Genomic DNA, 22,534 nt, shown 5'->3' on the forward strand with positions numbered 1-22,534 from the left:
GCGGCGGGCTTGTTCCCCTACCCGCCCTCCCCCTACGGCTTGGCGGCCGTGGGAGGTACCCCCATCCCGAACTGGGGGCAGGCCCCCAGGCCCCTGTATGCGACCTTCGGCCGCATGTCCTCAAACGCCGGACGGGCTGAATACTCAGCCTCGCCGGCGATTGAGGCGCGGGGGTCCGGGGGCAGCGCCCCCGGGTGCGGCTCAGCCCCGCGCCACCGCTCGCGCGATCCGGCGCGCGTCCAGACTCATCTCGCGGAACATCCCGCTGATCGGGTTCGTGAACCCCGTGAAGTACAGCCCCGGCGCCGTCCCCGGCGACCTGCCCCCGTGCGCCACCGGTCGGCCCCGCTCGTCGAGCACGCCGAGGTGACCGACCAGGCCCTCCAGTGCCCGCCGGTAGCCCGTCGCCGCGATCACGACGTCGGGGGAGATCCGGGTGCCGTCCGCGAGGACCGCCTTGTCGGCGTCGAAGGAGTCGAGTGCCGCGACCGGTTCGACCTTCCCGGTGCGTACCGCGTCGATCAGGCCCACGTCCTGGACCGGGATCGCGCCTTCCTTGACGCGGGAGTACAGGCCCGTGTCCGGGCGCGGCAGGCCCTGTTCCGCGAGGTCGGGCACGGCGATCCGGCACATGATCTCGCCCGCCCGGTCCACGGCGCGGACCGGCAGTCGGCGGACCAGGATGCCGGTGCGCTGGGCGGGCCAGCCCGCGGTCGAGCGGCGGACGATGTGCGGGATCGTCCGCACGGCGATGCGCACCCGGGCGGCTCCGCCCTCCACCAGGTCGACGGCTATCTCCGCGCCCGTGTTGCCGACGCCGACGACCAGCACGTCCTTGCCCGCGTACGGCGCGGCGTTGCGGTACTCGCGCGCGTGCAGCAGTTCACCGGTGTACGCCTCGCGGCCCGGCCAGTCGGGCAGCCGCGGGGTGTGGTTGAAGCCGGTGGCCACCACCACGGCCCGTCCGGTCAGCTGCCGGCCGCCGGTCGCATGGAGAAGCCAGTCGGCGCCGGACTGCTCGATACGGGAGACCTCGACGCCCGTCACGATCTCCAGCTCGTGGAACTCCGCGTACTTCTCCAGGTAGCGGATCACGTTGTCGCGGGAGACCCAGCGCCCGAACGACCGCGGCATCGCGAGCCCGGGCAGCCCGGAGAGCCGCCGGGTGGTGTGCAGGTGCAGCCGGTCGTAGTGGCGGCGCCAGGACGCACCCACGGACTCGGACTTCTCCAGCACCACCGCTCGTACGCCCCGCTCCCGCAGTGCAGCCGCTGCCGCGAGACCGCCCGGGCCGCCGCCTATGACGTACACGGGCCGGTCGTTGGTGAGCGTGATGTCCTTTTCGTCGGCCATGAACCGTGAGCGTAATCGCGCGATTACTTGATGGGTCTCAGTCAAGACGGGAATCGGTTGCGAATTGATCACGCCCCGCACACCTCTTGCGCACACGCCCCCGCGTCCGCTGAACTGACATGCCGTCAGAAATCAGAGAGAGGGAGTCCGGGATGGAGACCGTCTGGCTCACCGGCGCCGAATGGGTCGCCGTACTCCGTATCGGTCTCGGCCTGTGGTGGCTGGAGAGCTGGCGTCACAAGGACAAGAAGGGCTGGTTCGAGCGCGGCACCGGCATAGCCTGGGCGGCCGGCGTCGCGGGCAAGCACAAATGGCCCGTGGTGAAGAACGGCTTCGCGAAGGTGGTCGAGCCCCGCCCCAGGGCGATGGCGTACATCGTCGTCTACGCCGAACTCGCCCTCGGCCTCGGTCTGATCGTCGGCTTCCTCACCCCGATCGCCCTCGTCGGCGGCCTGCTCCTCAATCTGATCTATCTGGTCCTGATGATCCACGACTGGGCCGAACAGGGGCAGAACGCCATGATGGCGCTCATATCCTTCGTCGCCCTCTTCGCCATGTCCTGGCAGACCTGGTCCCTCGACAGCGCGATCGGACTCTTCTGATGCCCGCGGCACCCCGCTTCGACCTGCCCGAGGCCGACGACTTCACCCGGCCCTTCTGGGACGCGGCCACAGAGGGGCTGCTGCTGATCCGCCGCTGCCGCGCCTGCGCGAAGGCGCATCACTATCCGCGGGAGTTCTGCCCGTACTGCTGGAGCGAGGACGTCGACTGGGAGCGGGCGAGCGGCCGCGCCACGCTCTACACGTGGTCGGTCGTACACCGCAATGACCTGCCGCCGTTCGGCGAGCGCGTCCCATACACGGCCGCGGTCGTCGATCTCGCCGAAGGTCCGCGGATGATGACCGAGATCGTCGGGTGCCCGGAGGCGGAGCTGCTGATCGGCATGGAGCTTGAGGTCACCTTCCGTACGGCAGCCACGGCAGCCACGGCAGCCACGGCAGCCACGGAGGGGGACGGCGTGGCGGTACCGGTGTTCCGGCCGGCGGGTCAGGGCCAGAGCAACTCCCTCACCCAGGAATCCTCTTCGCGCCGGTAGCGCAGCCGGACGTGCCGCCGCTGCCCGTCCCCCTGGAAGAACTCCACCTCGTACGCCCCCAGCACATAGAGCGTCCAGGTCGGCACAGTCGCGTCCGGGTCCCTCCGGGCCCGGTCCCATGCGGCCCGCGAGGCGTACTCCAACTCGTCCTGGGAGTCGAGTACCTCACTCTGACGGCCGGTGAGCGCGGCGGCCAGCGCGCCCGTCGAGCGGGCGTGCAGATCGGCCCGGCTCTCCGTCGAGCTGCCCGCAGTCACCCGTCCGCGGATCCGGATCTGGCGGCCCTGTGTCGCCCAGTAGAAGCCCAGGGCGGCCTCGGGGTTCGCGGCCAGCTGCCGGCCCTTCGCGCTGGTGGCGTGGGAGGCGAAGTGCCAGCCGCGCTCGTCCGCGTCGTGCAGCATCAGCGTCCGTACGTCGGGAATCCCCTGCTCGTCCACGGTCGCCAGCGTCAGGGTGTGCGGCTCGGCCTGACCGGCGGCCACGGCCTCGGCGAACCACCGGTGGAACAGCGGCAGCGGTGTACCGGGCGCGGTGGCCGGGTCGAACCCGGGAAGCTCGGTGTCCCATACCCGCTGCGCGTGCAGCAGCGTACGGAAGGCCTTCTGATCGTTGTCGCTGTGATCCATACCGTCCATACCGTCCATGCGGCCAGTCAACACCACTCCGTCTAGAGTGGTCAGCCAAGCGGAAGGAACACGCATGCGGCAGAACCTGGCCAGGCGCGCTGCACTGGTGGACGCGTCCATAGAGGTGCTCGCCCGCGAGGGCGCCCGCGGCCTCACCTTCCGGGCCGTCGACGCGGAGGCCGACGTACCCCAGGGCACCGCGTCCAACTACTTCACCAACCGCGACGATCTCCTCAACCAGGCCGGCGGCCGCATCTACGAGCGGATGCGCCCGGACGACGCGACGATGCGGGCCATGCTGCACGGCCCGACCACGCGCGCACGGACCGCGGAGCTGGTGCGCGAGGTGGTGGAGCGGGTCACCGCGTTCCGCACCGGATATCTCGCCCTGCTCGAACTGCGCCTGGAGGCCACCCGCCGCCCCGAACTGCGGGCGGTGCTCACCGAGCGCGTCAGCGAGGACGTCGAGGCGAATGTCGAGGCCCACCTGGCGTCCGGTCTCCCCGGTGACGCCGACGCGGTCAGGATGATCTATCTGGCGACCAACTGGCTGGTGGTGGAGCGCCTCACGCTGCCCGACGTGTTCCCGAAGGAGCAGGCGGGCGATCTCATCACGGCCCTGGTCGAGCGACTGCTGCCGCCGGACGAGTAAGCCGTCCTCGGCGGAAGCCGGCGGGCCGGGCGGGCGTCAGCCCTCGTACACGCGGTACTCATCGGTCCCGGCCGAGCACCACCGTTCCGGACGAGCAGAACCAGCCGCCCGTACCGGATGCCACCGCCAGTCGCGGCGGTCCTCCGTCCCGCCGCCGCACCTGATGGCCGCCCGCCTCGCCCCGAAGCTGCCGTACCGCCTCGACCAGCAGAAACAGCCCTCGCATCCCCGGATGGCAGGCGGAGAGGCCACCGCCGTCGGTGTTCACCGGCAGCTCGCCGCCGCGCCCGATGCGGCCCTTCTCGACGAACGGGCCGCCCTCGCCCTTGGCGCAGAAGCCCAGGTCCTCCAGCGTCACGAGGGTCATATAGGTGAAGGCGTCATAGATCTCGGCGATGTCGATGTCGGCGGGGGTGACGCCCGCGCGCTCGAAGGCGAGGCGTCCGCTCACCGCCGCCGGGGAGACGGTGAAGTCCTCCCATTCCGACATCGTGGTGTGCGAGACGTACTCGCCGGTGCCGAGGATCCACACCGGATCCTTCGCCGTGTCCGGCACGTACTCCTCGGCCGCCAGCAGCACCGCGCAGCCGCCGTCGCTGCGGATGCAGCAGTGCAGCTTGGTGAACGGGTCCGCGATCACCGGCCCGTCCAGCACCTCGTCGACGGTGATCGGCTCGCGGAACATCGCGTCCGGATTGCCCGCGGCGTTCGCCCGTGCCTGGACGGCCACCGAGGCCAGCTGCTCCAGCGTCGTGCCGTACTCGTGCATATGGCGGCGGGCGGCCATCGCGTACTTGGCGATGAGCGTGTGCCCGTACGGGACCTCGAACTGGAGCGGTCCGCGCGCGCCGAAGGAGAGGTTGGAGGTGCGCCGGCGCGCCTTGATGTCGGCGCGGGCGGTCGATCCGTAGACGAGGAGTACGGCATTGGCGTGACCGGCCGCGATCGCGTCGGCCGCGTGCGCCGCCATGACCTCCCAGGTGGCGCCGCCCACGGCGGTCGAGTCCACCCAGCGTGGTTTCAGGCCCAGATATTCGGCGACCTCGACCGGGGCGAGGGTGCCGAGGCCGGCCGAGCCGAAGCCGTCGATGACGGAGCGTTCGAGTCCCGAGTCGGACAGTGCCCGGCGCGCGGCCTGGGCGTGCAGGGCGTAGGGCGTGGGACCATCGATACGCCCGCAGTCCGAGAGGGATATGCCGACGATGGCTACCTTGCGCGGAGCTCGCGGGGTGGAAGGCATGAATCTGACGGTACATCAGATAACTCGGACGGCGTGGAGCGTATGCCCAGAAGCACTGCGGAAGACGTCGACGGCTACCTCGCCGAGGTGGTGGAGCCGGACCGTCTCACGGCGCTGGTGAGGATCCGGGAGCTGTGCCGCACGGAGCTTCGTGGTTACGAGGAAGTGATGGCGTGGGGCATGCCCTGCTATCGCCCCAAGGAGGGTGAGCCTGAGATCTCCTTCGCCAACCAGAAGCAGTACATCTCCTTCTATCTGATGCGCCCGGACATCCGGGAAGGCTTCGAGGAGCGGCTGGCGGACCAGGACATGGGCAAGGGGTGCCTGCGGTTCCGGCGGACCGAGAAGATCGACTACGACCTGGTGCGGGATCTGCTGCGGGCTACCGCGGCGGCACCGGGTGAGGCCTGCTGAACTCTCGTCCTCGTACCGCTGTGTCCGCGCCTCTGTGCATCTGGATCCTCCCGTCCTAACATGACGCGCCGTCAGATACGGAGGGGACCCCATGGACACCGCCTTCACCGCGGAGCAGGACGAGATCCGTCGCACCCTGCGTGAGCTGCTGGCCAAACGGTCGGGCCCGGACGAGGTCAAGGCCGCTGTCCGCACCTGTGCCGGGTACGACCCGCAGCTGTGGGCGCAGTTGTCCGAACAGCTCGGCCTGCCGGGCCTCGCGCTGCCCGAGTCGTACGGAGGCGTGGGCTGCGGCCTCACCGAACTCGCGCTCGCCTGCGAGGAGACCGGCCGGGCGCTGCTGCCCTCACCGCTGCTGGCCACGGCGGGGCTCGGGGCGCCGCTGATCGCCGCGCTCGGGACGCCCGAGCAGCGGGGCGAACTGCTGCCGCGTATCGCGGACGGCTCGCTGACCTGCGCATTCGCCGTGCCCGGCGAGGGCCTGGCGCTCGCGCTCGCCCTCAGCGGGGACAACGCCTCGGGACAGTGGGCGGGCGGCGGCCGGGCCGGTGGCATACAGGCACGGCCCGGGGACCGTGGGGAGTGGCTGCTGTACGGGGAGGCCGGGCAGGTACTCGACGGGCGCAGCGCCGGACTGCTGCTGGTCGCCGCGCACACCGGAGGGTACGCCCGCAGCCGAACCCTCCTGTTCCTGGTCCGGGCGGATGCGGCGGGCCTGTCGCGCACCCGGCAGACCTCGCTGGACGAGACACGGCCGCAGGCGCGCATCGAACTGCGCGACTGCCCCGCCCGGCTGCTGGGCGAGGACGATGCGGCGGATGTGCCGGGGGCGCTGGCGGCCGTGGGGGCCGGGGCGGCGACCCTGCTCGCGGCGGAGGCGGTCGGCGCGGCGGCGAGCGCGCTGGACCGGACGGTGGAGTACGTCCGCGCCCGCGAGCAGTTCGGCCGGGCGATCGGCTCCTTCCAGGCGGTCAAGCACCGGCTCGCCGACCTGTACGTACGCGTCCAGGCGGCACGCTCGGCGGCGTACTACGCGGCCTGGGACCCGGCCGAGGGCGGGCTGGCACTGGCCCAGTGCCTTCAGGCGCTGCGGGTGGTGACGGGCGAGGCGATCCAGCTGCACGGAGGCGTCGGCTTCACCTGGGAACACGAGGCGCACCTCTACTTCAAACGGGCGGCCTCCGACGAGTTGCTCTTCGGGCCGGTCCACCGGTTGCGCGCGCATGCGGCGGAACGGGCGGGGCTGTTCGCGGCGCGGTGAGGGGGTGACGGGTGCGGGGTGCCGCTGCGCGGGGCTGTTCCCCGACCCGCCCCTTCCCGAACTCGGGGCAAGCCCCCAGACCCCCGGTATGCGACCTTCGGCCGCATGTCCTCAAACGCCGGACGGGCTGAGATGCGCGGCAGGGCCGCACAATCAGCCCCGCCGGCGTTTGAGGCGCGGGGGTCCGGGGGCGGAGCCCCTGGTTCGGGAAGGGGCGGGTAGGGGACAAAAAAGCCGACGGCGCCCCCCAAGGCAGGGACCGCCGTCGGCGTGACAGGACTCGGTGCAGGTAGCGCAGCTACCTCGTCGGCTTCTTGCCCGTGATACCCAGGTGCACCAACAGCGCCAGATTCGGCTTCAGTTCCGCCTGTTTCACACCCCAGGTCGTGAACCCCTTCTGGTGCGACGCCACCGCCGCCAGCATCGCCACCAGCGATCCGGCCATCGCCGCCGGGCTGACGTCCTTGTCGACCTTGCCCCTGGACTGGAGGTCCTTCACCGAGTCCGTAAGAGAGTTGGTGACGGAGTTGAGGATCTTCATGCGGATCTTGTAGAACCGCTTGTCCCCCTCCGCGGCCCCCAGATCCACCACCCGGAGGATCGCGTCGTGGCGCCGCCAGAAGTCGAGGAAGCCCTCGACCAGTTCCTCCGACGTCTGCCAGCCCGCCTTGCCGACCCAGGAGCGGCCGGAGACGAGTTCGGTCAATCCGGCGCCTTCCTTGGCCATTTCCTCGGCGATCTCGAGGACCGCGCCCTCGACGTCGGGGAAGTACTGGTAGAAGGTCGCGGGGGACGTGCCCGCCTTCCGGGCCACGTCGATGACTTTGACGTCCCGGTACGGCGAGGAGCTGAGCATCTCGCTGAGGCAGTCGAGCAGCTTCTGCCGCGTTGCCTGTCCGCGTCGTCCGGCCACGCGGCCGTCGACGGTGCGTACTTGTCCTGTCATGCCGTCAGCTTACCGAGGGGTGATCGGCGCGCGATTCGGCCGACTGCAAATGGGGTGCATCACTAGTCTTATCAACAGCCTGTGGACAACTTCCGTGGACAACTCAACAATTCTGGGCCGCTTGCATGCCGTATTGTCCGGACAATAAGGCAAATGTTCGATTCGATGCCCTGCGGCCCGCGGCGGGCGCCGTTAGCTTGAGTGTGACGGGTGCCACACCCTCCCCCTACGGCCTGGCGGCCGTGGGAGGTACCCCCATATCCCGCGCAGGGAAGGAACCAGGTCCATGGCCGCATTCCCAGAGGGCACGCCGTGCTGGGTGGACGCAGCGCTCCCCGATGTCGAGGCGGGCAAGCGCTTCTACGGTGAGCTGTTCGGCTGGACATTCCGCGAGGGCGACGGCCCGCAGGCCGACGCCTTCAGTGACGGCAAGCTCGTCGCGGCACTCGTGCCCAAGACCGACGGCCGGATGCCGACCGTCTGGGGCGTCTATTTCGCCACCGCCGACGCCGGCACGCTGGGCCGGAAGATCAGGGACGCCGGTGGTCAGGTGATCAGCGACCGCCAGCCGGTCGGGACATCCGGCACGGCCAGCGTCGCCGCGGACCCCGGCGGGGCCGTCTTCGGGCTCTGGCAGTCGGGTGACAGAGACGGCTTCGAGAAGCAGGGCGAGCCCGGATCCTTCTGCTGGGCCGAGGTGTACACCCGGGACCCGGAGCGGGTCGACGCTTTCTACGAGTCGGTCTTCGGCTTCGGGGGGACGGACCTGCCCGACTCCTCCGTCGACTTCCGTATGTGGTCGCCCGCCGGTGCCGAGCCCGGCGAGGACACCGCGATCGGCGGCCGCAGCGTGATCACCGATGCCTTCCCGGCCGAGATGCCCGGCCACTTCCTCATCTACTTCAGCGTCGAGGACTGCGACGACACCGTCGCGGCCGTCACCCGCCTCGGCGGGCGCATCCAGGCCCCGCCCTTCGACATTCCCTACGGGCGTATCGCCGTGCTCTCCGACAATCAGGGCGCGACCTTCGCCGTGCTCGCCGAACCGAAGGCCGCCTGACGGCAACCGGCAACCTGAAAGCGGCCTGAAATTAAGGGAGTTGAGCCGGTGCGGTGGTCTAGACCTAAGCCCGGCTGCTGATCCATAGTGGGGTCCCCCACGTCAGGAAAGGACCCCCGTGTTCCGTACCCGAACCGCGCTCGGCCTCGCCGCCTGCGCCGCCGTCGCCGCCGGACTGCTCACCGCGACCCCCGCCTCCGCCGCCCGCCTGCCCTGCAACCTCGCCGGAAGCGGCAGCAACGCCTACGCCAATTGCTATAGCGGCTCCTCCTACACCTGGCGTCTCGTCGTCGACTGCGACGACGTGAGCAACCCGAAGTGGCCGGTCCGCGTCACCACCCTGTACGGGGCCTGGCACACGGGTGACGGCAGCGACTCGATCTCGTGCGCAGGCTCCCTGCGGGCCACCGGACGCCTGGAGGCGCGCGGCTGAACCATCTCGGGCCCCGATCCGTGCCCGAATACGGGTGAGACACCCCGATCCGCCCCCGGGTTCGCAACCGTCGCCTTCGACAGGAAGAATCAGGGTGCGCACCGCTGAGGGCTCGGTGGTGAGACGCTGCACGGGGCCGTAGGTGACGGGCTCCATTTCTTATGGGGCCCGTACGGGGAGGTGGCAGGCAAGTGATGGAGCAGCTGACGCAGCATGACCCGAGACGGATCGGTCCGTTCGAGGTGCTGGGCCGGCTCGGTGCCGGCGGCATGGGACTGGTGTATCTCGCCCGGTCGGCGTCCGGTCGCAGGGTGGCGATCAAGACGGTGCGTACCGAACTCGCCGAGGACCAGCTGTTCCGCGTCCGCTTCACCCGTGAGGTGGAGGCGGCACGGGCCGTCAGCGGCTTCTACACGGCAGCCGTCGTGGACGCCGATCCACGGGCGGCCGTGCCCTGGCTGGCCACCGCGTATGTGCCTGCCCCCTCCCTCGAAGAAATAGTGAATGAGTGCGGGCCGATGCCGGCCCAGGCGGTCCGCTGGCTCGCGGCCGGGATCGCCGAAGCGCTGCAGTCCATCCACGGCGCGGGCCTCGTCCACCGCGACCTCAAGCCCTCGAACGTCCTGGTCGTGGAGGACGGGCCGCGCGTCATCGACTTCGGTATCGCGTCCGGCGTCTCCAACACCCGGCTGACCATGACCAATGTCGCCGTGGGCACACCCGCGTACATGTCGCCGGAGCAGGCGCGCGACTCCCGTAGCGTGACCGGCGCGAGCGATGTGTTCTCGCTCGGCTCCACGCTCGTCTTCGCCGCGACCGGGCATGCGCCCTTCCACGGCGCGAACCCGGTCGAGACCGTCTTCATGCTGCTGCGCGAGGGCCCGGACCTTCAGGGCCTGCCCGACGAGCTGAGGCCGCTGATCGAGTCCTGTATGCAGATGGAGGCCGGGCGGCGCCCCACCCCCGAGGATCTGCAGGCACAGCTCGCCCCCCATCTCTTCTCCTCCGGCAGCGACGACAGCGGGACCGCGTCCGCCTGGCTGCCCTCGCGGGCCACCGCGATGATCGAGCATCGCCGCGGCGGACGGCCCACACCCCCGGCCCCCGCCCAGCGCCCCGCCGAGCCCGCCCCGCCGGTGCCGCAAGCACCTCCGCCCCGTCAGGGCGCCGACTGGGACTCCGCCTGGCGCGGCGGCAGCGACCCGCGTACGGGACAGGCCGCGCAGTCTCCCGTCGGGGCCCCGGCTCCCGTGCCCGCGGCCGCCGGGCCCGTGCGGCTGCCCGGTTCCAAGGTCGCGATCGGCCCCGGCCCCCGGGCCTTCGACGCGGGCCGCAGCGCGGTCGCCGAGGCCGGTCCCGCGACCGGCTGGGTCCGCCCGCCCGTCGGGCTGAACGGGGCCGAGGCGGCCACCAGCACCGTCCCCGCACCCGCACCGGCCCCCGACCCGGCCCCGGCCGCACCGCCCGCCTCAGCCCAGGACGGTGCCGCCGGACACTGGCGGCCGTGGCGTTTTCGGATGTCGAACGACGTCTGGGGCACCCCCGTCGTGTCCGGGGGGCTGCTGTACGTCACCTCCTTCGAGGTGCACGCGCTGGACGTGGCCAGCGGCCGCCGCCAGTTCAAGACCAAGGACGTGGCCTGGGCGATGGCCGTCGCCGGGGGCCGTATCCACGCCTCCGACGGTCCCTCGCTGTACGCCCTCGACGCCGCGAGCGGCGTCGAACGCTGGCGGCTCCAGACGGATGCGTGGGTGTACTCCCTCAAGGTCGACCGCGGCACGGTCCTCACCGGGACGCGCGGCGGCGGCGTACAGGCATGGGAGGCCTCCAGCGGCGAGAAGCTGTGGGAGACCAGCGGGGCGCAGAGCGACTTCGAGACCCCCGAGGCCGGGCCCGCGATCTTCGACGACACGGTGTACGTGTGGCAGGACGCGAGGCTTCGCGCGCTGGAGACCCGTACGGGCGTCGAGCGCTGGTCGTACCCCGTCGGCGACGCGGCCTCCTGCGGCGGTGTGCCGGTCCGCGTGCATCCCGCGTCCGACGGCTATGTCTATGTCGCGGCCGGCACCCGAGTCCTCGCCATCGACATCGCCAACGGGCTCGTGCGCTGGCACTTCGAGGCCCCCGCGGTCTTCCTCTCGCCGCCGGTCTTCGCACCGGGCCCGGCGGTGACGGGCGGCGGCGTGTATCTCGCCGACTACCTCGGCACGGTGTACGCCCTGGACGCCACCACCGGCAAGGACCGCTGGCGCATCGCCACCGAGTCGCGCCAGTCCATCGAGCCGGTCCTGGTCGCGGGCGGCAACGTCCATGTCGGCAGCGGCAGCGCGCTCTACACCCTGGACGCCGTCACGGGCACCCCGATGTGGCGCTTCGCCGCGGGCGGCGAGGTCATCGGCGCACCGGTCGTCGCGGACGGCCGCGTCCACTTCGGCTCCGCGGACCATGTGCTCTACACCCTGGACGCGAGCGGGGGACAGCTGCGCTGGAAGCTCGCGACGGGCGGCGAGATCACCGGCTCCCCGGTGGCGCAGAGCGGTGTCGTGTACGCGTGCAGCAAGGACCGCTGTGTGTACGCGCTGGACGCGGTCAAGGGCACTGCGACCGGCCGCGGGACGCCGGGATGACAGGGGCCGTCCCAATGGCGAGGGGCACGGTCCGGGCGTAGCGTCGTGATCGAGAGCGGCGCAGGGAGGGCCGATGATGATCCGCAACGTCATCGGCTCGGTCCTCGCCCTCATCGGAGCGACGGCCGCCGTATGGAGCCCCTTCCGTGACTGGTACGACGGCCGTCACGGGCGCGACTACCGGATCCAGGACCTTTTCAACGGCATCTCGGACACCGGGGCCGAACTGCTCGGCTCGATCCTGCTGCCCTTCGCCTTCGCGGCCCTCGTGACCCTGATCGGCCTCGTGCTGCGCTCACGGCTGCTGGTCGCGCTCGCCGGGGTGATCGTGCTCGGCTTCACGGTCCTGTGGATGGTCCGCCAGGGTCAGGCTGCGGGCAGCCTGACCGTCGGGGGCGTGGGAGGGGGTCTCGGCTACGGGGTCGCCTGGGCCGTGGGCGGCGGCGTACTGCTGCTGGTGGCCGCGGCGGTGATGAGCGGCCGTACGAGCGCGGAGTCGGATCACACCGAGCCCCTGATCCTTCGGTGATTCGCGACTGCTACGGTGTCGCGCGCTGTTGTCAGGTACATCAAGTACCGCAGCACTGGGGGAAGGTGGCCATTGTGCGCCGGCATGCAAAGCTCACGGCCGTACTCGTTGTCGTGATGCTCGCCCTGACGGGCTTCTCGAGTTCGCACACGACCGGCAAGGGCGGCAGGGGCGGCAAGAGCAGGTCGGGGAGCGGCGGGGGCGACGGTGGTGGTGGCTGCTCGAACTCCAAGAAGTCGAACGGCGGTTACCGCGACTACGACAATGACGACTACAGCTCGTCCGGGTCCTCGGGCTCGTCCGGCTCGGACTCGTACACCGCCTCGCCCACTCCCACACCCACGGGATCGGCCACCGCCGCCGCGCGCGCGTATGTCGTCGACTGCGTGAAAAAGGCCCGCGGCAAGCGCAAGGCCGACACGTCCGCCACGGTGAAGGTCGTCGCGGAGGGGAGCGGCTCACACCGGTACGAGGTCGACGTGGTGTTCCTGGACGCCGCGGGCGATGTCGTCGACCGCGGATACACCGAGGTCACGCTGGACGGCGGCGAGACCAGGACGGTGCAGGTCAGGATGCAGAGCCCCAAGTCGGTTGCGCGGGTGACGAAGTGTGAGGCGGACGAGCTGCTCAGCCGGGCCGGCGATTGAGGACATGCGGCCCGAGGTCGCATACGGGGTCCGGGGCGGAGCCCCCACGCGAGCTAACGCAGCCGGTACTCGCCCCGCCCCCGCCCCTCAAAGCGCTCCGCCTGCCGCTCCGGCGGCACGTTCCCCAGCGCAATCAACTGCGGCGCATGCGCCACCGCCTGCCCCCGCGCCCCCTCCCGCGCCGCCCACACCGCCCGGACCGTCCCCTGCACCGCCCCCGTCGGGTAGGACGCAATGGTCCGGGCGCAGCCGAGCGCCGCGTCCAACGCCCCACCGGGCTCGGTGAGTTCGGACACCAGTCCCGTCTCGTACGCCCGCTGCGCCGACGTCCGTTCCGCCGTCCCCATCAGCGCGATGCGCGCCACCTCGCCGTACGGCATCCGCTGCGCCAGATAGATCGTCTCGTACGCGCTGACCATGCCGTACGTCGTGTGCGGATCGAAGAACGTCGCCTCCCGCGAGGCCACCACGAACTCGCTCTCGCCGAGCAGATAGAACGCCCCGCCGCACGCCATCCCCTCCACCGCCGCGATCACCGGTTTCCACAGGTCGTTCGCCTTCGGGCCGACAGCGATCAGCGGATCGTCGATCGAGTACGGGGACGAGGGCTGCGGCACGTCCACCGAGCGGTCGATGCCGGTGCAGAAGGCCTTGCCTCCCGCGCCCGTGACCACCACCGCCCGTACGGCGTCGTCGAAGCGGAACTGCCTCCACACATCGGACAGTTGGCTCGCCATGCCCAGATCGATCGCGTTGTGCTTATCGGGCCGGTCCAGCGTGACGAGCGCGACGCCCGTCTCCTTCTCCGTCTCGACGCGGATGCTCATGCCCGCTCCAGAAGCCAGCGCGGCACGGTGATGTCGCCGAGGCGCGTGAACGCCACCCTCACCCCGGCGCCGATCCGCAGCCGGGCCGGGGCGACGGAGCCCAGCGGGGCGTCCGGCGCGGCGACCACATTGCCCACCAGCCGGATCCGGGGCGCGTCCAGCAGCTCGACGACGACCGCGTTGTAGGGGGCCAGGGCCGCGTACGCGGGCAGCAGCGGCGGGTGGGGCACGACGTAGGACCAGATGCGGCCGCGACCGCTCATCCTGCGCCACTCGCTGTCGAAGGACCCGCAGTGCGGGCAGCAGGGCCGCGGCGGAAAGCGCAGCTCGCCGCATGCCGCGCAGTTCTGGATGCGCAACTCGCCCTGCGCGGCGTACTCCCAGAACGGTGCGCCGTCCTCGTCGAGAACCGGTGTGAGCATCTCAACTCCTCAGCAGAACAGCCGAAGTGGGCACTCCCTCGCCCGCCGTGACCAGGCAGGTCGCGGCGCCCGGCACCTGTGCGGTGGAGGTGCCGCGCAGCTGCTTCACGCCCTCGTTGATGAGGTTGAAGCCGTGGACGTACGCCTCGGAGAGCCCGCCGCCGCCGGTGTTGAGCGGCAGCCGGCCGCCGATCTCCAGGGAGCCGCCCTCGGTGAAGGCGGCGCCCTCGCCCCTGCCGCAGAAGCCGTAGCCCTCCAGGGAGAGCGGTATGAGCGGGGTGAAGGCGTCGTAGATCTGGGCGACGTCCACGTCCTGCGGGCCGAAGTCGGCGGTCTTCCACAGCTGGCGGGCGGCCGTCCAGGCGGGTCCGGTGAGCGGGTCGTCGTTCCAGTAGTTGACCATGCCGTGGTGCTGGGCGGGCAGGCCCTGGGCGGCGGAGTGGACGTAGACCGGTTTGCGGCGGCAGTCGCGGGCGCGCTCGGCGCTGACGACGACGCAGGCCAGCGCGCCGTCCGTCTCCAGGCAGTTGTCGAAGAGGCAGAGCGGCTCGCTGATCCAGCGCGAGGTCATATACATGTCGCGGGTCAGCGGCCGTTCGTACATCATGGCGGCGGGATTCTGGTTGGCGCGGTTGCGGCAGGCCAGGGCGACATTGAAGAGATGGTCGCGGGTGGCGCCGTACTCGTGCATATAGCGCCGGGCGAGCATGCCGATCTCGTCCGCGGGGCGCAGCAGCCCGAAGGGCCGGGTCCACTGCGCGGGGGTGGGGAGCTGGATGGCGGTGTTCTTCCACGGGCGGGGGCCCGAGCCCCTCTTGCGGGACCGCCAGGCGACCCCCACGCTCGCCTGTCCGGTCGCGATCGCCCCGGCGAGATGGGCGATCGTGGCGCACGAACCGCCGCCGCCGTAGCCGGCCTTGGAGAAGAAGGTCACGTCGCCGGCGCCGACGGACTTCGCGATCTCGACCTCGTCCGTCTCCTCCATCGTGTACGAGGCGAAGCCGTCGACCTCCGACGGGGCGATCCCCGCATCGTCGAGCGCGGTGAGGATGGCCCGGCAGGCCAGGGTCTTCTCGGATTCGGGGAGTTGTTTCGCGAAGGCGGTCTGTCCGATCCCGGCTATCGCGGCTGCGTCCTTGAGGCTCGCCATGAGGGGGAGGGTACAGCTAATCTGACGGGTAGTCAGCTACTAGTCGGCTACCGAGCGGGACTGCGGCGGGAGGGCTTGCGATGCGCGGCGACCTGGAGTGGGGCACCATCCCGAGGCTGGTACGGAGCGCTGCCGAACGGTACGCAGACCGGGAGGCCGTCGTCGAGGGCCGCACCCGCGTCTCGTACGCCGAACTGGGCGAGCGCGTCGAACGCGCCGCCGCCGCGTGCATCGCGGCCGGTGTGCAGCCGGGCGACCGGGTCGCCATCTGGGCGCCCAACACCCTCGACTGGGTCGTCTCGGCGCTCGGCGCGGTGACGGCCGGGGCGGTGCTGGTGCCGCTGAACACCCGCTTCAAGGGCACGGAAGCCGCGTACGTACTCCAGCGCAGCCGCGCCAGACTGCTCTTCGTCACCGGCACCTTCCTCGGCACCTCGTACGTCGCGTCCCTGCGGCGCGCGGAGGTGGACCTGCCGCATCTGGAACAGGTGGTGGTCCTCGCCGACAGTGCCCCCGAGGACTACCGCACGTGGAAGGACTTCCTGGCGGGCGGCGACGGCGTCACGGCCGCGGACGTACGCACCCGGGCCGACTCGATCCAGTCCTCGGCCCCCTCCGACATCATCTACACCTCGGGCACCACCGGGCGCCCCAAAGGCGCCGTCATCACCCATGCGCAGACCCTGCGCTGCTACGACGTGTGGAGCGAGCTCGCCGGACTGCGGGAAGGCGACCGCTATCTGATCGTGAACCCCTTCTTCCACACCTTCGGATACAAGGCGGGCATCATCGCCTGTCTGACCCGCGGCGCGACGATGGTGCCGCAGCCCGTCTTCAACGTCGACACGGTGCTGGCCAACATCGCGTCCGAGCGCATCTCCGTACTGCCGGGACCGCCGACCCTGCACCAGTCCCTGCTCGACCATCCGGCACGCGACCAGCACGATCTGACCGCGCTCCGGCTCGTCGTCACGGGTGCGGCGGTCGTGCCGCTCCAGCTGGTCGAGCGGCTGCGCAGTGAACTGCACATCAACACCGTCCTGACGGCCTACGGCCTCTCCGAGGCGAGCGGCATCGTCACCATGTGCCGCCGCGGCGACGCCCCGGAGACGATCGCGACCACCTCCGGCCGCGCGATCCCCGGCACCGAGGTCCGAGTGTCGGCGGCCACCGGCGAGCCCGGCGAGGTCCTCGTACGCGGGCACAACGTGATGCAGGGCTACTTCGAGGACCCGGACGAGACGGCGAAGGCGATCACGGAGGACGGCTGGCTGCGGACGGGGGACGTGGGGGTGCTGGACGAGGGCGGCAACCTCCGGATCACCGACCGGATCAAGGACATGTTCATCGTCGGCGGCTTCAACGCGTACCCGGCGGAGATCGAGCAACTGCTCGGCCTGCACCCGGACATCGCGGACATCGCGGTGATCGGCATACCGGACGCGCGGCTGGGCGAGGTGGGCAAGGCGTACGCGGTACGGCGCCGGGGGGCGACGGTGACGGCGGACGACCTGATTGCGTGGTCGCGGCGGGAGATGGCGAATTACAAGGTGCCGAGGGTGGTGGAGTTCGTGGGGGAGCTGCCGCGGAATGCGAGCGGGAAGGTGCTGAAGGGGGAGCTGCGGGCGCGGTGACGCCTGTGGCGGGCCCACGCGGCGGAGCCGCACATCGACACAGTCCCACCCCGCCCATTCCCGTAACCCGGGGCGCTGCCCCCGGACCCCCGACGGGGCTTCGCCCCGGACCCCGTATGCGACCTTCGGCCGCATGTCCTCAAACGCCGGACGGGCTGAAAATCAGCCCCGCCGGCGATTGAGGCGCGGGGGTCCGGGGGCAGCGCCCCCGGTTAGCCCAGCCGCACCGGAATCTCGCGCCAACCCAGGGCAATGAACGACGGGACCTGCCGCAGTTCATCCGGCTTCGCCGCCAGCCGAAGGTCCGGGAAGCGGTCGAACAGCGCCGGCAGCGCCGTCGCCGCCTCCATGCGGGCCAGCGGCGCGCCGATGCAGCGGTGGACCCCGATGCCGAAGGCCAGGTGGTCGTCCGCGCCGCGTGCCGCGTTGAACTCCGTGGCGTCGTCCCCGTAGTGCGCCGGGTCGTACCCCGCCGCCGCGTACGTCGTGACGATCGCGTCCCCCTCCGGGATCGTCACGCCCTCGATCGTGATGTCGGTGACGGCGAACCGCAGCGGCAGATTGGCGATGGACGGCTGGACGCGCAGCACCTCGTCGATCACCGCGTCCCAGCCGATCTCGCCGGAGCGTACGGCGGCGAGCTGGTCGGGATGCGTCAGCAGCGCGACGACCGCGTTGCCGATGAGGTTGACCGTCGTCTCGAAGCCCGCGCCGATGACCAGCAGCAGCGTGTAGAGCAGTTCCTCGTCGCTGAGCCGGTCGCCGTCCTCGTCGCGGACCTTGATGAGCTCGGTGGTCATGTCGTCGCCCGGGTGCTCGCTCTTGTACGCGATGAGCCGGCCCAGCACGCTGCCGATCTGCTCCTGGACGAACGCTCCGTGCTCCGGGCTCGGGTCGGAGGTGTCCATGATGGCGGCGATCAGCCGGCCGGTGTCGCCGACCAAGTCGTCGGGGACACCGAAGAGTTCGCAGATCATCCGCATCGGCAGGGGATGGGCGAATCCGGCGCGGACATCGACCGTTTCGCCCGGGGCGCCCTCGATCTCCAGGCCTTCCAGGAGCTCGGCGGTGATCTGCTCGACGCGGGCGCGCATCGACTCCGTACGGCGGGCGGTGAAGCTCGGCGCGACGAGCTTGCGCAGCCTTGTGTGGTCGGGGCCGTAGGTGGAGAGCATGTTGACCACGCCCACCCAGCCCAGGATCCAGCCCCAGGAGGGGTGTTCGCCGATCTCGGGGAAGAGCGACCAGTGCTTGCGCGGGTCCTTGCTGACCCGGGGGTCCAGGATCAGGGTCTTGAGGGTGTCGTATCCGGTGGGCGCCCAGGCGGGGATGCCGCCGGGCAGTTCGACGGGCACCACGGGGCCCAGTGCACGCAGCCGGGCGCTCTCCGCGGGGATGTCGGCGCCGAACGGGTCGAGGGCCACGGGGGTGGACGCGGTCATGCTCGGTCTCCTGGCTGGTCGGGGACACGGGGGGTGAAGCGGACGGGCAGGGCTTTCAGCGACCGGTGGAAGGGGCCCGGGCGCCAGGTGAGGCGCTCGCGGGGGGTGGTGGGCTCCAGGTCGGGGAGCCATTGCGTGAGCCGCTCGATGGCTTCGGTGGCGATCAGCAGGGTGTGCTGTTTGACGGGACAGCCGTGTTCGCCGGCGGACCACGACAGATGCGAGGCGTCGTGGGGGTGGAGGGCGCCGTCGAACTCCTTGTCCGCGAAGTGTCCGAGCGCACCGTAGGAGACGACGACGGGGACCGCCGCCTGCACCCACACGCCGTGGAAGCTCAGGGACTGGCGGGCGAAGTGGATGCCGTAGTTCGACAGCGGGGTCTCATAGCGCAGCACCTCGACGACGGCGTCCATGACCGGGCGGGAGCCGCTGGTGAGGGTGGAGTAGTAGGCCGGGTTGCCGAGGATGCGGGACAGGGCGTTGGAGACGAGGTTCGCGGTGGGCTCGTGTCCCGCGCCCAGGGTGAGGAAGACCTGCCAGGTGACCTCTTCGGGGGTGAGCTCCAGGGGGTGGTCGAGCAGCCGGCTGGTCAGGTCGTCACCGCGCTCGGCGCTCTTGGCGGCGATGAGTTCGAGTACGTAGCGTCCGTACTCGGCCTCGCCCTGCGCGGACTGCTCGCCGCCCTCCATCATCCGGCCCAGCGCGTCGTTGAGGCGTCCGCTCTCGCTGTCGGGGAGGCCGAAGAGGTTGTTGAAGACAAGCGCCATCAGAGGGCGGGCGAAGTCGGCGACGAGATCGGCGCGGCCGCCGGGGCCGAAGCGGGAGACCAGGATGTCCACCGCGCGGTGCACCCGCTCGCGCAGATCGTGCGGCTCCACCAGGTCGAAGGCGTCCAGGAGGGTGCGGCGGTAGCGGATGTGCGCATCGCCGTCGGAGAAGAGGGCGTTGGGCCGCCAGCGCATCATGCCGAGGATGGGGGAGTCCTCGGCGACCGTGGCCTCCCAGGGCCTGGGGTCGTGCGACCAGGTCTCGGCGTCGTGCAGCAGATCGAGGGCGGCGCGGCGGTCGGTGACGACATACGCGGGGACACCGGGGGCCAGTTCGGCCCAGCCGATCGGTCCCTGGGCTTTCAGTGTCGCGTAGTAGCTGTGCGGGTCGGCGGCGAAGCCCTCCTCCCAGAGCCGGACCGGAGCCGACAGGTTGAAGGCTTCTGCGGGGGCGGGATAGGTGTTCACCGGGTCTCCGTCGGCGGGGGCGGGGTGGTGCGGGCGATGAGGTGCGTCACGAGGGCGAGCAGCGCGTCGATGGAGGCCCCTGTGTCACGGGCGTCGCAGGTCACCATCGGGGTGCCGGGCTCCAGATCCAGGGAGCGGCGCAGCTGCTCCTCGGTGTAGTGCTTGGAGTCGGGGAAATGGTTGAGCGCGACCGCGTACGGGACTCCCGAATCCTCCACCAGGCCCAGTACGTCGAAGGAGTCGTCGATACGGCGGGTGTCCACCAGGACCAGCGCGCCGAGCGCCCCGTAGGCGATGTCGTCCCACAGCGAGCGGAAACGCTCCTGGCCGGGAGTGCCGAAGAGATACAGCACGATTCCGCCCGCCAGCGAGATCCGTCCGAAGTCGATGGCGACGGTGGTGGTGGTCTTGTCCCGTACGCCTGCGAGGTCGTCCGACGCGGCGGACGCCTCGGTCAGCTGTTCCTCGGTGTGCAGCGGGCGGATCTCGGAGACCGAGTCGATCAGCGTGGTCTTGCCGACCCCGAAGGGGCCGGTCACGAGGATCTTCACCAACTCGCGGGCACTGCCCGGCAAATGCAGCCCGCTGGAGCTTGTGGGCTCACTGAAGCTTGAGGGCGCGGAGGCCATCGGCGACTCTCTTCAACAGGTCAGGGTCGGGCTGGGCGGCATAGGGGACCGGCGGGCGGGCGTCCACCAGCCCCTGGTCGATCAGAGCTGCGGCGAGCACGCGTACGGCGGAGACCGGCAGCTCCAGCAGGGCCGCGGTCTCCACGACCGTGAGTGAGCCGCCGTCCAGCGTTTCCAGCAAGCTCTGCTGGGCGGCGGGGAGTTCGGCGGGAACGGGTCCCCTGCCGGTCAGCACCGAGAGGCGCTCCAGGCTGTTGCGGCTGGGCCGCGCGACCCCGCCGGTGGACAGATAGGCGGGGACCAGGGGGCGGCCGCTCCGGCGGCCGGTCATGCCTCAGCGCCGCCATCGGCTCCGCGGGGTGCGGCGGCCATCGCCTTCTCGCCGAGCCGTGCCACCTGTGAGTGGACGCGGTGACCGAGCAGGTCGAGGCGCACCTCGGGATCGCCGAAGGCGGCCACGCAGGTGCCGTGCGCGGTGGGCGCGACCAGGATGTAGCCGTGGTCGGACTCGATGACGACCTGGCGCAGCATGGCGCCGTCCTGGTCGGCGAAGGCCGCGGCGGCGGTACGGCAGGCGCCCTGCACGGTGCTGGTGATCGCGGCGACGCGCTCGGCCGAGGGCTGGGAGAGCGCGTCGGAGTATCCGGAGACGAGGCCGTCCCTGGTGAGCAGGACAGCGGCCCGTACGTGCGGGATCTGAAGGATCGGATCGAGCACCCACGCCGTGTCGCCGGAGTCGCGGCTGGTCATCGGGGGTCGTTCCCTTCGGCGTCGGTGGCGGATCGTGCGGCGGCGGTTCCGGACTGCAGGGCTCCGAGCGCGGCGGCGGCCTCCTCGGGGGTGCGCGCGGGCAAGGGCTCGGGCACTGCGGACGGGCGGTGCGCGGACGGGCGGTGCGCGGACGGGCTGTGCGCGGGCGGGGTTTGGGCGGGCAGGTCGTCGGCGCGGACCCGGCGGCGGCGCCGGGGGAGTTCGTCTCCGTCGGGCGCGGGCGCGGGGGTGGATTCGTGGGTGATGGGCGCGGTGTCGCGCGCTACGGGCGCGGGTGTACGGGCCGGGCGCGCTTCCGGCGCGGGCGCGGGGGGCGCGGGAGGTGCGGGGGGCGCGGCCGGGGCGGCCTGGCGGGTGGACCGCGGGGCGCTGGCTGCGGGCGGCCGCTCGGTGGGGTCGATATGGCTGAGGAGATGGTTCTTGACGAGCAGCACCGCGCGTACGCCGCCGTAGGGCGAGGGCGTCGACAGATCGACGGACAGGTCGAACTGCCGGGTCAGCTGGCCGATCGCGGCCAGGCCCATCCGGGGCGGGTCGCCGAGCTCGGAGAGCAGGATCGGGTCGCGTCCGGCCACCATCCGCTGTGCGTAGGCCCGTTCGTCCGAGGCCATCCCGACACCGGCGTCGTCGATGGTGACCGCGACCCCGTGGTGGGCGCGCTCCAGGTTCACCGAGACGGTGGTGTCGGGGGAGGAGTGCCGCAGCGCGTTGTCGAGCAGCTCGGCGACGATGATCGCCACCGGCTCGACGGCGTGCGAGACGAGCGCGGTGCCCTCGTCGAGGTGGTTGTGCACCTGGACCCGGTGGTAGCCGACGAGCCGGGACTGGCCGCCGGTCACCGCGTCGACCAGGTGCGACTCCTCCCGGGCCAGCCCCACCCAGGCCCCGCACACCACAGCGGCGACCTGCGCGCGGCGCAGGGATTGCTCGTTCTCGTGGTCGAGTTCGAAGAGGGTCTGTGCCAAGTCGGGATCGTCGTAGCGCTGTTGCAGCCCGCGGAGCACGTCCTGCAGCCGGTAGAGCCCGGCCTGGATCTCACGTGTGGCACCGCGCATACCGGCGCGGGCGGCGGCGTCGACCCGCTTGCGCTCCTGCGCCATCGCGGCCAGCAGCCCGGCAACCACGCTGTCCATCCCCGCGCCCAGCTCGGTCCCGGCGAGCTCCGGGTGCAGGGTCCCGGGCACCTGGACGTGCGGATGCGCGGCACGGGTTGCCTCGGCCGGAATACGCCGCTTCGCGAGATGGACCACCTCGGCGGTGAACGCCTGCGCGGCACGGTCGACCTCCTGCCGCGCGATGTCCATATGGGCGCGCAGGGTGGCGATCTCCTCGCGCTGCCGGGCCCGTTGGCGACGGGAACGCAGCAGCCCGCCCCCCAGAACGAATGCCGACAGCGTCCCGGCGGCCAGGCCGCCGACGGCCAGGTCCGGTATCTCGATCATCGAATCGACCTCGGGGATGGCAAGGGGTGGGTCCGTACGGGGGAGGACCCGCACAGTACACACTGCCATCGACCGGTCGCGCACCGCTTTGAAGGAAG

General features: G+C 71.2%; 24 protein-coding genes. 11 read left to right on the forward strand and 13 right to left on the reverse strand.

What is annotated here, in order from left to right:
* Nucleotides 1-201: 201 nt before the first annotated feature.
* Nucleotides 202-1,353 carry a flavin-containing monooxygenase gene (locus OHA61_RS21570; RefSeq protein ID WP_406304393.1) on the reverse strand — a complete coding sequence of 384 codons (1,152 nt, stop codon included), beginning with the start codon at nt 1,351-1,353 and terminating at the stop codon, nt 202-204.
* A 152-nt stretch (nt 1,354-1,505) separates the two neighbouring features.
* Between OHA61_RS21570 and OHA61_RS21575 the strand changes: the two genes are divergently transcribed.
* Both OHA61_RS21575 and OHA61_RS21580 read left to right on the forward strand, forming a co-directional pair.
* Nucleotides 1,506-1,955 carry a DoxX family protein gene (locus tag OHA61_RS21575; protein WP_324990585.1) on the forward strand — a complete coding sequence of 150 codons (450 nt, stop codon included), beginning with the start codon at nt 1,506-1,508 and terminating at the stop codon, nt 1,953-1,955.
* Nucleotides 1,955-2,449: a Zn-ribbon domain-containing OB-fold protein gene (locus OHA61_RS21580; protein ID WP_406304394.1), complete on the forward strand. Its 495-nt coding sequence runs from the start codon at nt 1,955-1,957 to the stop codon at nt 2,447-2,449. The genes OHA61_RS21575 and OHA61_RS21580 overlap by 1 nt, the downstream gene beginning before the upstream one ends.
* Here OHA61_RS21580 and OHA61_RS21585 read toward each other — a convergent pair.
* The gene (locus OHA61_RS21585; protein WP_406304395.1) at nt 2,401-3,093 is read right to left on the reverse strand and encodes a pyridoxal 5'-phosphate synthase; all 693 of its coding nucleotides are present in this window, start codon (nt 3,091-3,093) and stop codon (nt 2,401-2,403) included. The genes OHA61_RS21580 and OHA61_RS21585 overlap by 49 nt on opposite strands.
* Nucleotides 3,094-3,148: 55 nt before the next feature.
* Here OHA61_RS21585 and OHA61_RS21590 point away from each other — a divergent pair, with 55 nt between their 5' ends.
* Nucleotides 3,149-3,727, forward strand: a complete 579-nt coding sequence (locus tag OHA61_RS21590; protein WP_324990579.1) for a TetR family transcriptional regulator — start codon at nt 3,149-3,151, stop codon at nt 3,725-3,727.
* A 58-nt stretch (nt 3,728-3,785) separates the two neighbouring features.
* On the opposite strand, the gene OHA61_RS21595 is transcribed toward OHA61_RS21590, so the two are convergent.
* Nucleotides 3,786-4,967 (reverse strand): thiolase C-terminal domain-containing protein, encoded by a 1,182-nt coding sequence (locus OHA61_RS21595; RefSeq protein WP_406304396.1) that lies wholly within the window; start codon nt 4,965-4,967, stop codon nt 3,786-3,788.
* A gap of 42 nt (nt 4,968-5,009) precedes the next feature.
* Between OHA61_RS21595 and OHA61_RS21600 the strand changes: the two genes are divergently transcribed.
* Together OHA61_RS21600 and OHA61_RS21605 are read left to right on the forward strand one after the other, a co-directional pair.
* A complete protein-coding gene (locus OHA61_RS21600) occupies nt 5,010-5,381 on the forward strand; it encodes an iron chaperone (protein WP_406304397.1) in 372 nt (123 codons plus the stop codon).
* Nucleotides 5,382-5,472: 91 nt separating this feature from the next.
* Nucleotides 5,473-6,642 carry an acyl-CoA dehydrogenase family protein gene (locus OHA61_RS21605; protein WP_406304398.1) on the forward strand — a complete coding sequence of 390 codons (1,170 nt, stop codon included), beginning with the start codon at nt 5,473-5,475 and terminating at the stop codon, nt 6,640-6,642.
* Nucleotides 6,643-6,940: 298 nt separating this feature from the next.
* Here the strand turns inward: OHA61_RS21605 and OHA61_RS21610 are convergent, their stop codons facing one another.
* On the reverse strand, nt 6,941-7,588 hold the full coding sequence (locus OHA61_RS21610) for a TetR family transcriptional regulator (protein ID WP_406304399.1): 648 nt from the start codon (nt 7,586-7,588) through the stop codon (nt 6,941-6,943).
* Between the two features lie 286 nt (nt 7,589-7,874).
* On the opposite strand from OHA61_RS21610, the gene OHA61_RS21615 reads away from it, so the two are divergent.
* The 5 genes from OHA61_RS21615 (at nt 7,875) to OHA61_RS21635 (ending at nt 12,884) form a co-directional block, all read left to right on the forward strand.
* On the forward strand, nt 7,875-8,648 hold the full coding sequence (locus OHA61_RS21615) for a VOC family protein (RefSeq protein ID WP_389371699.1): 774 nt from the start codon (nt 7,875-7,877) through the stop codon (nt 8,646-8,648).
* Nucleotides 8,649-8,766: 118 nt separating this feature from the next.
* The gene (locus OHA61_RS21620; RefSeq protein ID WP_361913913.1) at nt 8,767-9,081 is read left to right on the forward strand and encodes a hypothetical protein; all 315 of its coding nucleotides are present in this window, start codon (nt 8,767-8,769) and stop codon (nt 9,079-9,081) included.
* Between the two features lie 194 nt (nt 9,082-9,275).
* Nucleotides 9,276-11,708 carry a PQQ-binding-like beta-propeller repeat protein gene (locus OHA61_RS21625; protein ID WP_406304400.1) on the forward strand — a complete coding sequence of 811 codons (2,433 nt, stop codon included), beginning with the start codon at nt 9,276-9,278 and terminating at the stop codon, nt 11,706-11,708.
* 73 nt (nt 11,709-11,781) lie between these two features.
* Nucleotides 11,782-12,237, forward strand: coding sequence for a hypothetical protein (locus OHA61_RS21630; protein WP_406304401.1), 456 nt, complete (start codon nt 11,782-11,784; stop codon nt 12,235-12,237).
* Nucleotides 12,238-12,308: 71 nt separating this feature from the next.
* Nucleotides 12,309-12,884, forward strand: coding sequence for a hypothetical protein (locus tag OHA61_RS21635; protein WP_406307416.1), 576 nt, complete (start codon nt 12,309-12,311; stop codon nt 12,882-12,884).
* 53 nt (nt 12,885-12,937) lie between these two features.
* Here the strand turns inward: OHA61_RS21635 and OHA61_RS21640 are convergent, their stop codons facing one another.
* The 3 genes from OHA61_RS21640 to OHA61_RS21650 are packed head-to-tail and all read right to left on the reverse strand — an operon-like array spanning nt 12,938 to nt 15,283.
* Nucleotides 12,938-13,711, reverse strand: coding sequence for an enoyl-CoA hydratase/isomerase family protein (locus OHA61_RS21640; protein ID WP_406304402.1), 774 nt, complete (start codon nt 13,709-13,711; stop codon nt 12,938-12,940).
* The gene (locus OHA61_RS21645) at nt 13,708-14,133 is read right to left on the reverse strand and encodes a Zn-ribbon domain-containing OB-fold protein (protein ID WP_406304403.1); all 426 of its coding nucleotides are present in this window, start codon (nt 14,131-14,133) and stop codon (nt 13,708-13,710) included. Before OHA61_RS21645 ends, OHA61_RS21640 begins: the two co-directional genes overlap by 4 nt.
* 1 nt (nt 14,134) lies before the next feature.
* A complete protein-coding gene (locus tag OHA61_RS21650; protein ID WP_406304404.1) occupies nt 14,135-15,283 on the reverse strand; it encodes a lipid-transfer protein in 1,149 nt (382 codons plus the stop codon).
* Between the two features lie 80 nt (nt 15,284-15,363).
* Between OHA61_RS21650 and OHA61_RS21655 the strand changes: the two genes are divergently transcribed.
* On the forward strand, nt 15,364-16,917 hold the full coding sequence (locus tag OHA61_RS21655; RefSeq protein WP_406304405.1) for a FadD3 family acyl-CoA ligase: 1,554 nt from the start codon (nt 15,364-15,366) through the stop codon (nt 16,915-16,917).
* Between the two features lie 212 nt (nt 16,918-17,129).
* Here OHA61_RS21655 and OHA61_RS21660 read toward each other — a convergent pair whose 3' ends face one another.
* From OHA61_RS21660 to OHA61_RS21685, 6 genes are read right to left on the reverse strand one after another with little or no spacing between them, the layout of a single operon-like run.
* A complete protein-coding gene (locus tag OHA61_RS21660; protein ID WP_406304406.1) occupies nt 17,130-18,359 on the reverse strand; it encodes a cytochrome P450 in 1,230 nt (409 codons plus the stop codon).
* The gene (locus OHA61_RS21665) at nt 18,356-19,594 is read right to left on the reverse strand and encodes a cytochrome P450 (protein WP_406304407.1); all 1,239 of its coding nucleotides are present in this window, start codon (nt 19,592-19,594) and stop codon (nt 18,356-18,358) included. The genes OHA61_RS21660 and OHA61_RS21665 overlap by 4 nt, the downstream gene beginning before the upstream one ends.
* On the reverse strand, nt 19,591-20,223 hold the full coding sequence (locus OHA61_RS21670) for a GTP-binding protein (protein ID WP_406304408.1): 633 nt from the start codon (nt 20,221-20,223) through the stop codon (nt 19,591-19,593). The genes OHA61_RS21665 and OHA61_RS21670 overlap by 4 nt, the downstream gene beginning before the upstream one ends.
* A complete protein-coding gene (locus OHA61_RS21675) occupies nt 20,195-20,554 on the reverse strand; it encodes a DUF742 domain-containing protein (RefSeq protein WP_406304409.1) in 360 nt (119 codons plus the stop codon). Before OHA61_RS21675 ends, OHA61_RS21670 begins: the two co-directional genes overlap by 29 nt.
* The gene (locus OHA61_RS21680; RefSeq protein WP_406304410.1) at nt 20,551-20,973 is read right to left on the reverse strand and encodes a roadblock/LC7 domain-containing protein; all 423 of its coding nucleotides are present in this window, start codon (nt 20,971-20,973) and stop codon (nt 20,551-20,553) included. The genes OHA61_RS21675 and OHA61_RS21680 overlap by 4 nt, the downstream gene beginning before the upstream one ends.
* Nucleotides 20,970-22,436, reverse strand: coding sequence for a sensor histidine kinase (locus OHA61_RS21685; protein WP_406304411.1), 1,467 nt, complete (start codon nt 22,434-22,436; stop codon nt 20,970-20,972). The genes OHA61_RS21680 and OHA61_RS21685 overlap by 4 nt, the downstream gene beginning before the upstream one ends.
* Nucleotides 22,437-22,534 lie beyond the last annotated feature (98 nt).

This window comes from Streptomyces sp. NBC_00885, assembly GCF_045207475.1.
Taxonomy (GTDB): Bacteria; Actinomycetota; Actinomycetes; order Streptomycetales; family Streptomycetaceae; genus Streptomyces.

Excerpts from the sequence above, each read along its gene's own strand:
- OHA61_RS21570 (WP_406304393.1), bottom strand. The coding sequence starts at position 1,353 with ATGGCCGACGAAAAGGACATCACGCTCACCAACGACCGGCCCGTGTAC.
- OHA61_RS21575 (WP_324990585.1), top strand. The coding sequence starts at position 1,506 with ATGGAGACCGTCTGGCTCACCGGCGCCGAATGGGTCGCCGTACTCCGT.
- OHA61_RS21580 (WP_406304394.1), top strand. The coding sequence starts at position 1,955 with ATGCCCGCGGCACCCCGCTTCGACCTGCCCGAGGCCGACGACTTCACC.
- OHA61_RS21585 (WP_406304395.1), bottom strand. The coding sequence starts at position 3,093 with ATGGACGGTATGGACGGTATGGATCACAGCGACAACGATCAGAAGGCC.
- OHA61_RS21590 (WP_324990579.1), top strand. The coding sequence starts at position 3,149 with ATGCGGCAGAACCTGGCCAGGCGCGCTGCACTGGTGGACGCGTCCATA.
- OHA61_RS21595 (WP_406304396.1), bottom strand. The coding sequence starts at position 4,967 with ATGCCTTCCACCCCGCGAGCTCCGCGCAAGGTAGCCATCGTCGGCATA.
- OHA61_RS21600 (WP_406304397.1), top strand. The coding sequence starts at position 5,010 with ATGCCCAGAAGCACTGCGGAAGACGTCGACGGCTACCTCGCCGAGGTG.
- OHA61_RS21605 (WP_406304398.1), top strand. The coding sequence starts at position 5,473 with ATGGACACCGCCTTCACCGCGGAGCAGGACGAGATCCGTCGCACCCTG.
- OHA61_RS21610 (WP_406304399.1), bottom strand. The coding sequence starts at position 7,588 with ATGACAGGACAAGTACGCACCGTCGACGGCCGCGTGGCCGGACGACGC.
- OHA61_RS21615 (WP_389371699.1), top strand. The coding sequence starts at position 7,875 with ATGGCCGCATTCCCAGAGGGCACGCCGTGCTGGGTGGACGCAGCGCTC.
- OHA61_RS21625 (WP_406304400.1), top strand. The coding sequence starts at position 9,276 with ATGGAGCAGCTGACGCAGCATGACCCGAGACGGATCGGTCCGTTCGAG.
- OHA61_RS21630 (WP_406304401.1), top strand. The coding sequence starts at position 11,782 with ATGATGATCCGCAACGTCATCGGCTCGGTCCTCGCCCTCATCGGAGCG.
- OHA61_RS21640 (WP_406304402.1), bottom strand. The coding sequence starts at position 13,711 with ATGAGCATCCGCGTCGAGACGGAGAAGGAGACGGGCGTCGCGCTCGTC.
- OHA61_RS21645 (WP_406304403.1), bottom strand. The coding sequence starts at position 14,133 with ATGCTCACACCGGTTCTCGACGAGGACGGCGCACCGTTCTGGGAGTAC.
- OHA61_RS21650 (WP_406304404.1), bottom strand. The coding sequence starts at position 15,283 with ATGGCGAGCCTCAAGGACGCAGCCGCGATAGCCGGGATCGGACAGACC.
- OHA61_RS21655 (WP_406304405.1), top strand. The coding sequence starts at position 15,364 with ATGCGCGGCGACCTGGAGTGGGGCACCATCCCGAGGCTGGTACGGAGC.
- OHA61_RS21660 (WP_406304406.1), bottom strand. The coding sequence starts at position 18,359 with ATGACCGCGTCCACCCCCGTGGCCCTCGACCCGTTCGGCGCCGACATC.
- OHA61_RS21670 (WP_406304408.1), bottom strand. The coding sequence starts at position 20,223 with ATGGCCTCCGCGCCCTCAAGCTTCAGTGAGCCCACAAGCTCCAGCGGG.
- OHA61_RS21675 (WP_406304409.1), bottom strand. The coding sequence starts at position 20,554 with ATGACCGGCCGCCGGAGCGGCCGCCCCCTGGTCCCCGCCTATCTGTCC.
- OHA61_RS21680 (WP_406304410.1), bottom strand. The coding sequence starts at position 20,973 with ATGACCAGCCGCGACTCCGGCGACACGGCGTGGGTGCTCGATCCGATC.
- OHA61_RS21685 (WP_406304411.1), bottom strand. The coding sequence starts at position 22,436 with ATGATCGAGATACCGGACCTGGCCGTCGGCGGCCTGGCCGCCGGGACG.